Source organism: Hasllibacter halocynthiae (genome assembly GCF_003003095.1).
Classification (GTDB): Bacteria; Pseudomonadota; Alphaproteobacteria; order Rhodobacterales; family Rhodobacteraceae; genus Hasllibacter; species Hasllibacter halocynthiae.
Window position 1 is genome coordinate 26,945 of the sequence record NZ_PVTT01000003.1, and the last position, 15,785, is coordinate 42,729.

Consider the following 15,785-nt stretch of genomic DNA (forward strand, 5'->3'; position numbering starts at 1 on the left):
GAGGGGGCGCCGCCGCGGGGGCGGAGGTCAGGCGAGGAAGAAGTCGTCCGCGCCGTCCAGCCGCTCGAAGGCGAACCCGTCGAGCGAGAAGGCGGTGTCGCCCACGGCGCGGATGCGGACCGCGTCGAAGGACGCCCCGTCGAGGTCGGCGAGGACCGAGCCCCCGGAGGCGTCGAACACCTGCGAGCCGATCCGCTCGCCGTCGTCGAGGAAGGCGACCCGGACGGCGCCGCCCCCCTTCACCTCGCCGAAGTCGAAGAAGGCCTCGGTCGCGTCGCCGAAGGGCCCGTCCTCCAGCCGGAAGACGAGCTTCTCGCGGTCGTTCACGAGGCCCCCCTCGCCCCCGAGGAGGTCGTCCCCGAAGGAGAGGACGCCGAGGCGCCCGTCGAACGCCGTCACCCCTTCGGGGCCGGGGGCGCGGGCCTTCACGGCGATCCCGGCATCCTCGAAGCGCAGGCCGTCGCGCAGGAAGGGCAGGCGCCCGACATCCGAGACCTCGCCCTCGACGGATTGGGTGGCGAGCGTGCCGAAGAAGCCCTTGCCGGCAAGGTCGACCGCGACCCGCACGGTGTCCGGCGCGGCGTCCCCGATCGTCAGCCGGGCGAGGACGGGGTCGTGGTCGCTGGCCCGCCCGGGCGTCTCGGCGAACTCGGAGTTGACGCGCACCACGTCGAAGGCGGCGTCGCCGGCCAGCGCCTCCGAGACGAGGATGTGGTCGAGGCTCTGGCTGTTGCCCTGGAAGTTGAAGGTGTAGCGCTCGTCCTCGGGCAGGGCGTTCGTCAGGTTGACGAGGCCGGCCTCCTCCAGCCCCGCGACGGGGGACACGAACTCGAACTCGTTGAGGTCGCCGAGGACCACGACGTTCGCGTCCGCGTCCCGCGCGAGCGCGTCCTCGACGAAGCCGGCGACCAGCTCGGACTGGGCCTGCCGCTCGTCGAGCGAGCCGTTGACGGTCACGTCCTCCTGCCGGGCGGCGAAGTCCTGCCGGGTCCCCAGGACGGGGGCGCTGCCGCCCTTGGAAGAGAAGTGGTTGTTCACCACCGTCACCGTCTCGCCGTTGAAGGCGAAGTCGGCGACGAGGGGCAGGCGCGCGCCCTCGAAGGCGCCGCCCTCGGCCTGGCTGCCGATGGTGCGGACCGAGCCCTCGACCAGTTCGACCCGGTCCTCCCTGTAGAGGAAGCCCGTGCGGATGTTCCCGCCCGGCTGCCCGCCCGAGGCCTGATCGGCGATGAACGTGTTGTCGATGTAGGCGTAGCCCGAGCTGTCGTTCAGGACGCCGTCATCGGCCAGGTCGATGGCCTCGATCAGCGTCTCGAACGTCTCGGACGCCGAGACGACGCCGTCCCCGATCTCGCCCCCGGTGTTGTCCTGCACCTCCTGCAGGGCGAGGATGTCGGGGCTGCCGAGGTTGCCGACCACCTGCGCGGCGATGGCGTCGAAGCGCCCCTCGCCGACGTCGTCGTCCACGTTGCGCGCCTGCCCGCCGTTCGTCCTCGACTGGTCCTCGACCACCGGGTCGAGGTTCAGCACGTTGTAGCTGGCCACCGTGAGCTGGTTCGCGGACCCCGCGAGGTCGGTGACCTCCGGCTGGAGGGACGAGGGCGCGATCACGACGACCTGCTCGGTCGGGACGAGCTTGTAGTTGCCGAAATCGTAGGAGACGACGCCCGTGATGTCGGCGAAGGACGCGCCTGTGTCGACCTCGACGGGCTCGATCCCGAAATCCCAGTCGACGCGCACCTTCTCGGGGTTGAAGTCCCCGGGCGAGATGTTGAGCGTCCCCCGCTCGGAGAGGCCGGTCGCGTCCGCGCCGCCGTCGACCACGGTGAACACCTCGCCGAAGCGGGTGGTGCCCGAGACCGCCACCGGCATCGGCGCGACGACGAGCATCCCCTCCAGGCTCTCCCAGTAGTCGATGGCGTCCTGGCCGGGGTCGAACGAGGTGAAGTCGTCGTCCTCGATGTTCACGGACGGGATCGGGCGGCCGCCCTGGCCCAGCACCACCGCGCCGGGCAGGGCGTTGCCGCTGGAGAGGACGGACACGTCCGGGTTCCCGGTCAGCTGCGTGGTGGAGAGGTTCCCGCTGCCCTGTCCGCCGGGGTAGAACTCGCCCACGGTGCCGGTGACGTCCACCGCGTCGCCGATCGCCACGGAGGGCGCGGCGCCGGTGAAGACGAAGATGGCGTCCGAGGTGGCGTCGTTCCCGTCGCCCTCGGGGTCCTGGAGGTAGAAGCCGTTGGAATCGACGGCCGTGACGATGCCGCCCGTGGTCACGCGCGGGCCGTCCCCGCCCCCCGTGGTCGGATCCTGCGGGTCCGCGCTGACGAGGCTTGATACGTGGCCCGCGCCCTGGATCTCCATGATGGAGAGGCGTTCGGTCCCCGGCCGGGGCGCGTTCGTCGCGCCGGGCGTGTCGCCGGAGGCGTCGGCGAAGGGCAGGGCGGCGAAGTCGCCCGTGCCGTCGGGGGCGCGCGCGGCGGCCGCGGCGGGGAAGGACCCTTCGGGCGGCAGCACGGCGCCGGCATAGCTTCGGTCGGGCACCGCGTCGCCGTCCGTCAGGGAGAGCCCGTCCAGGACCGCGCCCCAGGGCGCCGCGTCGAGGGTGCCGTCGTCGTCCGCGTCGAGGTCGTCGCCCGCGGCCCCGGCGAACCCCTCGACCACGAGGAAGGTCTGCGGCCCCCCGAAGAGGTCGAGGTCCGGCACCCCCACGTCGCCCGCCCCGAGCGCCGGGTTCAGCGCGTTCGCGACGAGCACGAAGCCCCCTTCGTCAGCGACCGCGCCGGAGAGGTCGACGGCGAAGTCGATCCGGCCAGGCGCGAACTCGCCCGAGAGGACGAGGAGGGTCAGCCCCTCCAGCGCCGCGCCGGGGTCGGTCTTCAGCTCGACGAAGTTCGACGCGTCGTCCGCGTCGCCGGGCGAGGAGATGCGGAACTCGTTGATGGCGACGGCGGGGGAGGGGGCGCCGCCGTCGTCGTCGCGGGCCGCGGGCGCCGGGAAGGGCGCGGCGGCGGCGGCGTTCGTGGCCGCGCCGTCGAGGGCGTCGGGGCCGCTGAAGGTCCAGGCGGCGGGGTCGAACGCAGGCGAGGGGCCGCTTTCGGGGGCGCGGAAGGCCCAGCCGTCCCGATACTCCCACGGCTGGCCGGTGCCGTCGGTGCCCACCTCGCCGAACACGTCCACGCGGACGCCGCCCTCGAAGAGCTCGATCGCGTCGTCGCCGTTCACGTTGGCCGCGCCGGCGGTGAAGTCGGGCGCGAAGCCGAAGAACGCCTCGAAGCCCTCCGCCTCGGAGGAGACGTAGATCGTGCTGCCCGCCGCGAGGGGCCCGGCGGGGAAGGTGAACTCCTCCGTGCCGCCGGCGCCGCCGTTGTTGGCCGAGCCCAGGCCGAACGCGGACAGGTCCTCGATGTCCTCCAGGGCGTGGAGCTGGACGGCCTTGGGAAGGCCGCCCGGAAGGGGGCCGTCGATGACACCGGTGATCGTCAGTCTGGGCATTGCGTTCTCCTGCTGGGGCCGGCGGTGCGGCACCGGACGCCGGAGCATCGGCGCGGCCCGCCCGCGGCGTCAAGCCGCCATGCGGGCGTCACGGGGAGAACGGGGGGGGCGGAGCGTCCGGGGCGGCGCCTGGGCCGGCACGGGGCCGGAGGGGGCCGGAGGGGGCCGGATGAGGACGGGGCCCGTGGCGCGAGGGGGGCAGGGGGTCCCGCCCCCAAGGGTGGCGGGTCGGGGGGGGGCGGGCGGTCCCGCCCCCCGGGCGGATCCGTCAGGACCCCTTTGCGGCGCCCTTGCGGTCGCCCGAGCCGCCGGACGGGCCCTTGTCGGCCCGGTCCTTGGCAGCCGCGTCCTTCGCGCCGCCCTCGCCGGCCGCCGCGTCGACGGCGCCCTTGATGGCGTCGCCCACGGCGTCGGCGCCCTGGAGGACCTTGTCCGTGGCCTCGCGGGCGGCGGTCTTCGCGGCCTCCTCCACGCTGCGGGCGGTCTGCTCGCGCGCGGCGTCGATGCCGCCAGTCACCATGGTGGCGACCCGCTCGCGCGCGGCGTCGACGAGGTCCTCGCGGTGCTCGTCCACGAACTCGCGCTCGGCGCGGGTGCGGGGCAGCACCGCCGCGAGCGCGGCGCCCGCCAGGAGGCCCACCACCGCCGCCGTCGCGGGGGAGTCGGCGGCCGCCTCCGCGCCGCGCCGGGTGGCCATGGCGATCCGGTCGCCCGCGTCCTCCAGCCGGTCCTTCGTCCGCTCGGCGATGCCCTCGGCCCGCCTGCGCGCCCGCTCGGCGGCGTCCTCGGCCCGCGCCTTCGCCCGTTCGGCGGCGTCCTCGGCCCGGTCCTTCGCACTCTCGGCGGCTCGCTCGGCGCGCTTGCCGAGCTCGCGGCCCCGGCTGCGGAGGTCCTGCGCGGCATCCTCGGCCTCCTCCTCCACGGTGCCGGCGAGGCGCGCGGCGCGGTCCGACAGCTCGCGCGCCTTCCCGCGGGCGGCGTCGGCGGTGCGCCGGACGGCGCTCTTCGCCTTGGCGCCGGCCCGGCGCGCGGCCTCCCCCCCCTGGGGGAGGCGACCTGCGCGGGCGACGCGATCCTCCCCGTCGTCGCGGCGGCCGCCGAACAGCATCCAGGCGAGGGACGCGCCGATCACGGCCGCCGGGACCGGATGCTCGCGCGCCGCGCGGGCGAGGTGCTCGAGGAGGGATTCCTCCTCGAGGATGTCGTAGTCGTAGTCCTCCTCGACCACGACGACGTCGTACTCGTTCTCGTTCTCGTTCTCTTGGGTCATCCGATACGCTCCCGGACCATCTCGCGGTCCTCTTTGAGTTCCTCGACCGTGCGGCGCGGCACGGCGTTGTCCTTCACGTCCCGCAGCCCCGCCCATGCGAGCGCCCCCGCCCCGGCCAGCGCCAGCAGCGTCGTCAGCAGCGCGGCGAGCCACGCGGGCATCCCGAGCGCGGCGAGGATCGCCATCACGGTCACGAGCAGCATCACCGCCGCCGCGAGGCAGAGGAGGAGCGCGGCGGCGATCATGGCCGCCCCCCGCCCCGCCGCCCGTCCGGCGACCCGCAGCTCCGCGCGCAGGAGCGCGACCTCCGCCCGGACGAGCGCGCGGGCCTCGGCGAACGCGTCCCGCACGAGCCCGCCGAGGCCCTCCTCCTCCTCCCGCGCGGGGGGAGGAGCGGCGCGGACCGTCCGCGGCGAGGGCTGCCGGACGTCCGTCACGACGGGCCGGTCCCGGACGGCTTGCCCTTGCCGCCGTCCTCGTTCTTCTCGTCGTCCGCGCCCTGGGGCCGGGGACCCTTTGCCCCGCCGGTGCCGGAGGCGCCGCCACCCGGCTTCGCGCCGCCGGCCGGGGCGGACGTGCCGGACGTGTCGCCCGAAGTGCCGGAGGTGGCGCCCGAGGCGCTGCCGGGCTTGCCGCCCGAGGCTTTGCCGGGCGTGCCGGAGGTGGCGCCGGCCTTCCTGCCCTCGCCGCCGTCCGCGTCGTCCTCCGCGTCCGTGGCGAAGCCGGGGGCCTCGGGGGCGACGCCGCCGGGGTCGCCGGAGACGGAATCGTCCTCCTCGAAGGCCGAGCGGGGGATCCCCGAAGGGGCCTGCCGCCCGGCGCGGCCGCCGCGATCCCCTTCGCGGTCCTCGTCCTCGTCCTCGTCGTAGTCGTAGCCGTCCTCGTCCGCCTTGGGCATCGTGACGAAGCGAAGGGCGGCGAAGCCCACCAGGGCGGCCACGCCGGCGACGGCGAGGGGTTGGCGCCGCGCGAAGCGGCGCACGGAATCGGTCAGCTCGCCGATGCCGTGGGCCTCGACCTCGGCCGCCATCTCGTCGAGCCATCCGGCGCCCGCGTGCACGTAGTCCGCGGCGAGGCCCAGCTCGCCGTCGAGCGCGTCGGCGGCGTCGTGCACCGCGCCGGCGATGCGCTCCATCCGCTCGGCGGCCTGGCGCTTGCGGTCCTCGGCGGCCTCCTCCAGGCGGGCGCGGGCGTCGGCCGCGACCTCGCGCGCCGTCTCCTTCGCCTTCTCCGTCGCGTCGGAGACGGCCTCCCGGCCCTTGCGGGCGGTGCGTCCTGCTGTCGAGCTTGCCATCGTTCCTCTTCCTTCCATGCGTTGCGTGTGTGCGTGCCTCTCCGCCGGAGGCGGGGCCGGTCAGCCGTCCCCGCCGTCCCTGCCCTTCGCCGCGCCGCCGGAGCCGCCGCCGGACCCGCCACCGGACCGTGCGGCGCGGGATTTCGACGCGCGTCCCTTGGCGGGCGCCTTGCTCGCCGCCCCGGAGCCCTTGGCCGTGCCGGACTTGGCACCCTTGGTCCCCGCCGCCTTGGACTTCGCGGTGGAGCCGCCGCCACCCGAGCGGGACGCGGCCGGGGCCTTCTTCCCGCGGGTGCCGGGCGATCCGCCCCGCTCCTTCGTGCCCGCCGTCCCCCCGGCCTTCTCCGGGGCGCCCCCGGAGGAACCGGGCGCGTGGGGCGAGGCGGTGACGCCGTCCCGGAGCGCGCGTCCTGCCGCGAGGGGGCGGGTCGCGGGCCGGGGCGCCTTGACGTTCCTCTTGGGGGCCTCGCGCCCCGCGGCCTTCCGGCGCCGCGCGGCGTCGACCATGGCGCGCCGCCGCGCCGCGGCCTGCCTGCGGCGGATTGAGCGGGCCTGATCGGTGCCGAAAGGCGTCGCGGCACCGTCCGCGCCGCCAGTGCTCCCTGTGCTCCCCTGAGCCCGGCGGACCCGGCCCGCCGCCTTTCCGGCCGCGCGGGCGCCGACCTCTCGCATGTCCTGCGAGGCGGCCAGGAGCCCGAGGCCGAGGGCGACGCCCGCGATCCCCGCCGCGACCGGATGGTCCGTGGCGCTGCGCGCCAAGCGGTCGAGCGGGCCGCGCGGCGCCCGGCGCCTGCCCGGCCGACGCCGGGCGCCGGGCCGGGAGGCGGAGGGCCGAGGGGGCCGGGACGCGGGAGGCGCGAGCACTTCCACCTCCTCGACCTCGAAGGCTTCGACGACGACCCCCGAGGGGGCCTCCGCGCGGCGCGCCGGCTTCGGCGGGTTCCTGTTGATCGAGAGGTGCCGCGCCACCGGCTCGGGCCGGGGCGTGGGGCGCCGCCCGGCGGCCTTCGGGGCCTTGGCGTCCGCCTCGCCGCCGTCCTCGTCCCGGAGCATCAGCGCGAGGCCGCCCCCTGCCAGGAGGAGGGGCCAGGACACCGCGCGCAGGACGCGCAGCGCCGGGATGGCGAGGCCCGCCCCCAGCATCGCGGCCCCGAGGGGATGGCGCCTGACGCGCCGCGCGAGGCCGTCCTTTGCGCGGCGCCGGATCGCGGCGGGCGAGGCGGCCCGGCTCCAGCGGTCCGCAGTGCCGTCGATCCGGCCGAGGATGGCGTCGAGGCTCTCGGCGAGCGAGGCGCGGCGAAGGCGGACGACCTCGCGCGCGGCGTCGGGATCGGAGGGGTCCGCCGGGCCGCGCGGCGCCGCGCGGCGGCTTGCTGGGTCCTTCGCCTCGTCCATGGGATCCCCCGTCCTTCGTCTCGCTTCGGTCGCCGGGCCGGTTGCGCCGGCATCACCAGTCAAACCGTGCCGCGGATGATTGTTCCCTTCCCTCCGGCCCCCGGGGCCGCCCGGCGCGCCCCGGCCCGGCGGGGCCGATCGGAAGGGGCGCGCCCTTGACGGCGGCGGCGGCCGACCTCTCCTGCGGGGGCGGGCCGCCGGGCGCCGCCGCGGCAGGCGCGCGCGGGGCGGCGGGGGACGCAAGGACCGCGAAGGACGACCCCATGAGCGAGACCACATCCCAGGCGGGCGCGCCGGACGGCCCGGCGCCCATGCGCTTCGAGGACGACCGCGGCTCGCGCCGCTCGGTCTGGATCGCGCTCGCGCTGGTCGTCGCCGTCGTCGCCTGGATGGCGAGCGGCCTCGTCCTGCCCGCGCGGGAGGAGGGGGCCCTGCCGGAGGCGCCGGCCGTCCTTCCCGTCTCGGTCGCGACCCGCCCCTCCGCCGCGGCGCCGGTGACGCTGGTCTTCCGCGCCCAGGGGCAGGCGCAGCCCGACCGCGACACGATGATCCGGGCCGAGGCGTCCGGCGACGTGGACGAGGTCTACGTCATGAAGGGCGAGAGCGTGGAGGAGGGCATGGTGATCGCGCGGCTGACCACCGAGCGCCTGGACGCCGACCTCGCCCGCGCCCGCGAGGAGGAGGTCCGCGCCCGCCGCGAGCTGGAGAACGCCGAGTCCCTGCTGGAGCGGGGGGTGGCCACGGGCGACCGGGTCGCGCAGGCGCGCGCCGCGCTCGCGGGGGCGCAGGCGCAGGTCGTCGCGGCCGAGACCGCGCTGGACGGCGCCGACATCGTCGCGCCCTTCGGCGGGCGGCTCGAGACGATGACCCTCGACGAGGGGGAGTTCGTGTCGGCCGGGGCGGAGGTCGCGCGCCTCGTGGACAACCGCCCCCTTACCGTCGCCGTCCAGGTCCCCCAGCAGGAGCTGGAGGCCATCGAGGACGGCCAGCCGGCCTCCGTCGCCTTCATCACCGGCGAGGAGCGGGCGGGGCGCGTCACCTTCGTCGGCTCGGCCGCCGCCTCGGAGACGCGCACCTTCCTGGCCGAGATAGAGGTTCCCAACGAAGACGGCGCCATCCCCGCCGGCATCTCCGCCGAGGTCGAGATCCCCACGGGCGAGACGCTGGCCCATTTCGTCCAGCCCTCGGTCATCTCGCTCGGCACGGAGGGGGAGACGGGGGTGAAGACGGTCGAGGACGGCCGCGTCGCCTTCCACGAGGTCGAGGTCGTGCGCGCCGAGATCGACGGCGTCTGGGTCACCGGCCTGCCGGACCGCGTCGAGCTGATCACCGTGGGCCAGGGATTCGTTCGCGCCGGCGAGCCGGTGGTCGCCCGCCCCGAGGTGGAGGGATGAACGCGATCATCGACGCGGCCTTCTCGCGCAGCCGCGTGGTCGCCGTCGTTCTGGCGCTGCTCCTGGCGGTGGGGGCGGTGGCCTACGTCGCCATACCCAAGGAGGCGAGCCCGGAGATACCGCTGCCGCTGGTCTACGTCTCGACCGGCCTCGAGGGGATCAGCCCGGCCGACGCCGAGCGCCTGCTGCTCGAGCCGATGGAGAGGGGGTTCGCCGACCTCGAGGGCCTGCAGGAGATCCGGTCCGAGGCGGCGGAGGGCTTCGCCTCCGTGCAGCTGGAGTTCCAGGCCGGGGGCGACATCGACGAGGCGCTCGACGAGGTGCGCGAGGCGGTCGACCGGATCGAGGGCGACCTGCCCGAGGGGGCCTACGACCTCACCGTGACGGAGATCAACCTGGCCCTCTTCCCGATCCTGACCGTGATCCTCTCCGGGCCCGTGCCCGAGCGGACGCTGAACGCGATCGCCGAGGACGCGCAGGACGCGGTCGAGGGCCTCGCGGGGGTGCTGGAGGTCGACATCGGCGGGCAGCGCGACGAGTTCCTGGAGATCCTGATCGATCCGATCGTGTTCCAGACCTACAACCTCTCCTTCGACGAGCTGATCGGCCAGCTCCAGCGCAACAACCGCCTCATCGCGGCGGGCGCCATCGAGACGGGGGGCGGCCGGATCGTGCTGAAGGTGCCGGGGCTGATCGAGGACGCGGCCGACGTGCTCGACCTGCCGGTGAAGGTGCGCGGGGACGCGGTCGTCACCTTCTCGGACATCGCCACCGTGCGGCGCGCCTTCCTCGACCCCACGGGCTTCGCGCGCATCGACGGGCAGCCGGCCCTCTCGCTCGAGGTGGTGAAGCGTTCGGGCGCCAACATCATCGAGACCGTCGCCGAGACGCGCGCGACGATCGAGGCGCTGCGCGCCGACTGGCCCGAGGCGGTCGACGTCGACTTCCTGCAGGACCAGTCCGAGGAGGTCGAGACGTTCCTCTCGGACCTTGAGGCGAACGTCATCGCGGCGGTGATCCTCGTGATGATCGTGGTGGTCTTCGCGCTCGGCGTGCGCTCGGCGCTGCTGGTGGGGCTGGCGATACCGGGGGCGTTCCTCGCGGGGGTCACCGCGCTCTGGGCGATGGGGTACACGATGAACATCGTGGTGCTCTTCTCGCTCATCCTCGTGGTGGGGATGCTCGTGGACGGCGCGATCGTCACCGTCGAGCTGGCCGACCGCCGCCTGCAGGACGGCGCGAGCCCGCGCGCCGCCTACGCCGAGGCCGCCAAGCGCATGGCCTGGCCGGTCATCGCCTCGACCGCCACCACGCTGAGCGTGTTCGTCCCCCTCCTCTTTTGGTCGGGGATGGTGGGGCAGTTCATGAAGTTCCTGCCCGTCACGGTCATCCTGACGCTCACGGCGTCCCTCTTCATGGCGCTGATCTTCATCCCGGTGCTGGGCGGCGTGATCGGCCGGCGCCAGCCGCAGAGCGCGGGCGCCAAGCGCGCGCTCCACGCCGCGGAGGCGGGCGACCCGCGCGGGATCGGCGGCGCGACGGGCGCCTACGTGCGCGTGCTCGGGTGGGCGGTGCTGCATCCCGGCGCGACCGTGCTGGTGGCGGTCGCGGTCCTTCTGGCGGCGTTCGGGGCCTATGCGCAGTTCGGCCGCGGCGTCAGCTTCTTCCCCTCGGTCGAGCCGGAGTTCATGTCCGTCGAGATCCGCGCGCGCGACAACTTCTCGATCTGGGAGCGGGACGCCCTCGTGCGGGCGGTGGAGGCGCGGCTGCTGGACTATCCTTCCGTCGACAGCGTCTACGCCCGGTCGACCCTGGCGGCGGGGCAGGGCGACGAGGAGGTGATCGGGACGATCCAGCTCGACCTCGCGGAATGGGACACCCGGCCCACGGCCGAGGCGATCGGCGAGCGCATCCGAGAGGACACCGCCGGGATCGCCGGGATCGACGTGCAGGTGCAGACGCAGAACGCGGGCCCGGCGGCGGGCAAGCCCGTCAGCCTGCAGGTGCGCGCCGCCGATCCGGCCGCGCAGTCCGAGGCGGTGGACGACGTCCTCGCCCTCATGGGCGAGGTGGGGGGCTTCACCGACGTCACCGACACGCGGCCCCTGCCGGGGGTCGAGGTCTCGATCCTCGTGGACCGGGCGGAGGCCGCGCGCTACGGGGCGGACGTCTCGCTTCTGGGGCAGGCGGTGCAGCTGCTGACCCAGGGGATCGCCGTGACCGAGTACCGGCCCTCCGACGCGGAGGGCGCGCTCGACATCCGGGTGCGCTTCCCGCGCGAGGACCGCACCCTCGCCGAGCTGGGCAACCTGCGCGTGCCGACGCCCGCGGGCCTCGTGCCGATCTCGAACTTCGTGACCTTCGCCCCGACCGAGCGGGTCGGCACCATTCGCCGCGTCGACGAGGAGCGGGTCGTCACCATCGAGGCCAACGTCGCGCCCGGCCTTCTCGTCAACGACCAGGTCACGGCGCTGCAGGCCGCGCTGGAGGCCGCCGACCTGCCGGACGGCACCGCCTACGCCTTCGGCGGCGAGGCCGAGGACCAGGCGGAGGCGGCGCAGTTCCTCGTCGCGGCTTTCGTGGCGGCGATCTTCGGGATGCTGCTGATCCTGCTCCTGCAGTTCAACAGCTTCTATCAGGCCCTCGTGGTGATGAGCGCGATCGTCTTCTCGGTCGCGGGGGTCCTTCTGGGGCTTCTGGTGACCGGGCGGCCCTTCGGGATCGTGATGGGCGGCATCGGGGTGATCGCGCTGGCGGGGATCGTGGTGAACAACAACATCGTCCTCATCGACACGTTCAACGACCTGCGCCGCACGGGCATGGATCCGCGCGAGGCCGCGATCCGCACGGGCGCGCAGCGCCTGCGGCCCGTGCTGCTGACCTCGGTCACGACGGCGCTGGGGCTGATGCCGATGGTGCTGGGGGCGAACCTGAACTTCGCCGCCCGCACCGTGGCCCTCGGCGCCCCCTCGACGCAGTGGTGGACCGAGCTGTCAACCGCGATCGCCGGCGGCCTCGTGGTGGCGACGGTCCTGACGCTCGTGGTGACGCCCGCCATGCTGATGCTGCGGCGCCCCCAGCTGCGCGTCCGCCGGCGCCGCAGGGCGCGGCCCGCCCCGTCCGCCTAGCGGCGGCCGCGCCCGCTTCCCCCTAAGCTTGGGCGGATTCTCACACGGGTTCTTCGGCCGATGCGCGAGAAGTCGCACATTGCCGGAAAAAAAGGCGGGTTCTTCATGGTCCGGTGGCGATTCGGTGTTCCCCGGCCGGGGGGCGGGGCGGCAGGCATCCCGGCACGAAAAAGGGAGGACGACATGAAGACCATCCATCTGGCGGCGGCCGCGCTGGCCGCGACCGGCACCCTGGCGCACGCCCAGGACGACCGCGAAGGCTGGCCCGAGAGCTTCACGGTCGGCACGGCGTCGCAGGGCGGGACCTATTTCGCCTACGGCTCGGGCTGGGCGAACCTCGTGGCGGACGAGCTGGGGCTGACGGGCGGCGGCGAGGTCACGGGCGGGCCGATGCAGAACATGGCCCTCGTGCACACCGGCGACGCGCAGTTCGGCATGACCACCATGGGCCCGGCGGCCGAGTCCATCGCCGGGACCAACCCGATCGCGCCCGGCATGACCATGGACAACGCCTGCGCGATCTTCCCGATGTACCAGACGCCGTTCTCCGTGACGGCGCTGTCCTCCTCGGGGATCGAGAGCATCGGGGACATCCCCGAGGGCGCGCGCATCGGCTTCGGCCCCGCGGGCTCGACCTCGGACACCTACTTCCCGCGCATGATGGACGAGCTGGGCGTCGACTACGAGCGGCGCAACGGCGGCTGGTCCGACCTCGGGGGCCAGCTCCAGGACGGGCTGCTGGACGTGATCGCCTTCGCCGCGGGCGTGCCCGTGCCGGCGGTCTCGCAGCTGGAGGTGCAGACCGACGTGAACATCATCGAGTTCACGGAGGACGAGCAGCAGCAGATCCTCGAGGCGTTCCCCGTCTCGCAGTTCGAGATCCCGGCCGACACCTACACCACGCTGGACGGCGACGCGCGCTCGGTCTCGATGTGGAACTTCGCCATCGCCAACTGCGATCTGCCGGCCTCGTTCGTGAACGCGGTGGTGGACGTGGTGATGTCGGACAACGACCGGATGGTGAACATCCACCGCGCCGCCCGCTCCACCCTGCCGGAGAACTGGGACAAGAACGCGGGCGTGCTGCCCTGGCATCCCGGCGCGGCCCGGTGGTTCGAGGAGAACGCCGGCGCGGACATCCCCGCCGACCAGATCCACGGCGGCTGAACGACGCACCGGCGCCCGCGGCCCCCCGGGGCCCCGGGCGCCGGACCCCGCGCGAGGGAGGAGGGGCCGCCCACGGGGCCGCCCCCCGCGCACGCCCCCCCGGGAGAGGGGGCAGCGCGCCGCGCGGATCGACATCCGAGCAAGGGGGAACGGCCATGACCGGGAACGCACGCGAGGGGGCGGCCGCGATCGCCCCGAACGACGGGGACACGGTGCCCGAGACGCCGCTGGGGGGGCCGGTGGTCGCCGAAGGGGTCGACGAGGAGCCCGTCGAGAGCAACCGGCGCCTCTTCGCGGGCTGGGCCTTCTGGGTGGTGGCGGCGATGGCCGCGCTCTACGCCCTCTTCCACATGGCGGCGCTGAACGGCTGGTCGATCCGGGCCTGGACGGGCGTGGACCTTCCCCTCCTGCCCACCTTCCCCATGGAGACCTGGAACTTCCGCATCGTCCACGTGGCGGGCGCGCTCGTGCTGGGCTTCGTGCTCTACGCCGCGCGGACCTTCGGCCAGCCCGAGGAGGGGCCCGAGCGGGCGCGCGCCTCGCGGCATCCGCTGGACCTCCTGGCCTGGGCGGCGCTCCTGCCGGCGCTCTACGCCTGCTGGACCGCGATCGGCTTCGCCGGGGACATCGCGGGCGGCGCGATGTGGAACGGCATCGACGAGGGCATCCGGACCGCGGAGATCTGGCACTACGGCGTGCCCCTCGTCGCGGCGACCGCCCTCGGCATCGCGATCGGCTGGGCCCGCCCGCGCGCGCGCGACGCGATCCCGCCCGCCGACCTCGTCCTCGGCGTCTGCGCCCTGGGCGTCGCGATCTACCTCGTGACCATCTACGGCACCTTGATGCGCAACTCGACGGGCACGCCCTTCGCGCCCATCGGCATCTCGCTGGCCGCGCTGGCGGGCACCGCCCTCATCATGGAGCTGACGCGCCGGGTCGCGGGCCTCGCCCTCATCGTGATCGCGGGGGTGTTCCTGCTCTACGTGTTCGTCGGCGACATGCTTCCGGGCTTCCTGAACGCGCCCGACATCGCGTGGGAGCGGTTCTTCTCCCAGGTCTACACCGACGCGGGGATCCTCGGGCCGACCACGGCGGTGTCGTCCACCTACATCATCCTCTTCATCATCTTCGCGGCCTTCCTGCAGGCGTCGAAGGTGGGCGACTACTTCGTCAACTTCGCCTTCGCCGCCGCGGGGCGCGCGCGGGGCGGGCCGGCCAAGGTCGCGATCTTCGCCTCCGGCCTTATGGGCATGATCAACGGCACGAGCGCCGGCAACGTGGTCGCCACGGGCTCGCTCACGATCCCCTTGATGAAGAAGGTGGGCTACCGGCCCACGACCTCGGGCGCGGTGGAGGCCGCGGCCTCGACGGGCGGGCAGATCATGCCGCCCATCATGGGCGCCGGCGCCTTCATCATGGCCGAGATCACGGGCATCCCCTACACGGACATCGCGGTGGCCGCGATCATCCCGGCGATCCTCTACTTCGTGTCGATCTACTTCATGGTCGATTTCGAGGCGGCCAAGCTGGGCATGCGCGGCATGCGCGAGGACGAGCTGCCCAGGTTCCGCGACATGGCGCGCCGGGTCTTCCTGTTCCTGCCGATCGTGATCCTGATCGCGGCCCTCTTCATGGGCTACTCGGTCATCCGGGCCGGCACGCTGGCGACCGTGGCGGCGGCCGTCGTCTCGTGGGTGCAGCCGACGCGGGTGGGCTACGCGGTCACGCTGGCGCTCCTCGCGGTGCTGGGGGCGGCGGTGTTCCTGCCCGGCCTCGCCGAGATGGCGACGGGCGGGGCGGGGGCGACCGTCCTCGTCGGGGCGGCCGTCGCCGCGGCCGCGTTCTGGGCCTTCCGCTACCGCGGCCCGGGCATGGGCCCGGCCAAGGTCGCCCGCGCCTTCGAGTCGGCGGGGTACATGTCGATCCAGATCATCGCCGTCTGCGCCTGCGCGGGCATCATCGTGGGCGTGATCTCGCTGACGGGGGTGGGCGCGCGCTTCTCCTCGGTGCTGCTGGGGATCGCGGACGCCAACCAGCTGCTCGCGCTCTTCTTCGCGATGTGCATCGCGATCCTCCTGGGGATGGGTATGCCGACCACGGCCGCCTACGCGGTCGCGGCGAGCGTCGTCGCGCCGGGCCTCGTGCAGATGGGCATCCCGATGCTGACGGCGCACTTCTTCGTGTTCTACTTCGCCGTCGTCTCGGCCATCACGCCGCCCGTCGCGCTGGCGAGCTACGCGGCGGCGGGGATCTCGGGCTCGAACCCGATGAGCACCTCGGTCGCCTCGTTCAAGATCGGCATCTCGGCCTTCATCGTGCCGTTCATGTTCTTCTACAACTCGGCGATCCTGATGGACGGGACCTGGCTGGAGGTGCTGCGCGCGGGCGCCACGGCGGTGTTCGGGGTGTTCCTGCTGTCATCGGGCGTGCAGGGGTGGTGGTCCGGCGACAGGGCCAACCCGGTGATCCGCGCGGCGCTGGTGGTCGTGGCCCTCTTCATGATTGAAGGGGGGGTCGTGACCGACCTGATCGGCGTCGGCGGCGCGGCCGCCCTCTTCTTCCTGGCGCGGGCCGGCCGCCCGCGGCGGGAGGAGGAGCCCGCGGTCTGAGGGGTCCGGCCGAGGGGCAGGCGGGGCCTTGCCCGC

9 protein-coding genes are annotated in these 15,785 nt (G+C 74.2%); 4 read left to right on the plus strand and 5 right to left on the minus strand.

The genetic code is table 11. The features are described 5' to 3' along the window. Positions 1 to 27: 27 nt before the first annotated feature. The 5 genes from BCF33_RS13375 to BCF33_RS13395 form a co-directional block, all read right to left on the minus strand. Positions 28 to 3,492 carry an endonuclease/exonuclease/phosphatase family protein gene (locus BCF33_RS13375; RefSeq protein WP_106161734.1) on the minus strand — a complete coding sequence of 1,155 codons (3,465 nt, stop codon included), beginning with the start codon at positions 3,490 to 3,492 and terminating at the stop codon, positions 28 to 30. A 268-nt stretch (positions 3,493 to 3,760) separates the two neighbouring features. Further along, positions 3,761 to 4,762: a hypothetical protein gene (locus tag BCF33_RS13380; protein WP_106161736.1), complete on the minus strand. Its 1,002-nt coding sequence runs from the start codon at positions 4,760 to 4,762 to the stop codon at positions 3,761 to 3,763. Beyond that, positions 4,759 to 5,199 carry a phage holin family protein gene (locus BCF33_RS14135; protein WP_106161738.1) on the minus strand — a complete coding sequence of 147 codons (441 nt, stop codon included), beginning with the start codon at positions 5,197 to 5,199 and terminating at the stop codon, positions 4,759 to 4,761. The genes BCF33_RS13380 and BCF33_RS14135 overlap by 4 nt, the downstream gene beginning before the upstream one ends. Next, the gene (locus BCF33_RS14140) at positions 5,196 to 6,056 is read right to left on the minus strand and encodes a hypothetical protein (RefSeq protein ID WP_106161740.1); all 861 of its coding nucleotides are present in this window, start codon (positions 6,054 to 6,056) and stop codon (positions 5,196 to 5,198) included. Before BCF33_RS14140 ends, BCF33_RS14135 begins: the two co-directional genes overlap by 4 nt. Positions 6,057 to 6,116: 60 nt before the next feature. Then, on the minus strand, positions 6,117 to 7,451 hold the full coding sequence (locus BCF33_RS13395; RefSeq protein WP_106161742.1) for a hypothetical protein: 1,335 nt from the start codon (positions 7,449 to 7,451) through the stop codon (positions 6,117 to 6,119). A gap of 263 nt (positions 7,452 to 7,714) precedes the next feature. Between BCF33_RS13395 and BCF33_RS13400 the strand changes: the two genes are divergently transcribed. The 4 genes from BCF33_RS13400 (at position 7,715) to BCF33_RS13415 (ending at position 15,749) form a co-directional block, all read left to right on the plus strand. Continuing rightward, positions 7,715 to 8,845, plus strand: a complete 1,131-nt coding sequence (locus tag BCF33_RS13400) for an efflux RND transporter periplasmic adaptor subunit (protein WP_245883853.1) — start codon at positions 7,715 to 7,717, stop codon at positions 8,843 to 8,845. Next, positions 8,842 to 11,973 carry an efflux RND transporter permease subunit gene (locus tag BCF33_RS13405; RefSeq protein WP_106161744.1) on the plus strand — a complete coding sequence of 1,044 codons (3,132 nt, stop codon included), beginning with the start codon at positions 8,842 to 8,844 and terminating at the stop codon, positions 11,971 to 11,973. The genes BCF33_RS13400 and BCF33_RS13405 overlap by 4 nt, the downstream gene beginning before the upstream one ends. A 183-nt stretch (positions 11,974 to 12,156) precedes the next feature. Continuing rightward, the gene (locus tag BCF33_RS13410) at positions 12,157 to 13,140 is read left to right on the plus strand and encodes a TAXI family TRAP transporter solute-binding subunit (RefSeq protein WP_106161746.1); all 984 of its coding nucleotides are present in this window, start codon (positions 12,157 to 12,159) and stop codon (positions 13,138 to 13,140) included. 155 nt (positions 13,141 to 13,295) lie between these two features. After that, a complete protein-coding gene (locus BCF33_RS13415) occupies positions 13,296 to 15,749 on the plus strand; it encodes a TRAP transporter permease (protein ID WP_106161748.1) in 2,454 nt (817 codons plus the stop codon). The last annotated feature ends 36 nt before the right edge of the window (positions 15,750 to 15,785 follow it).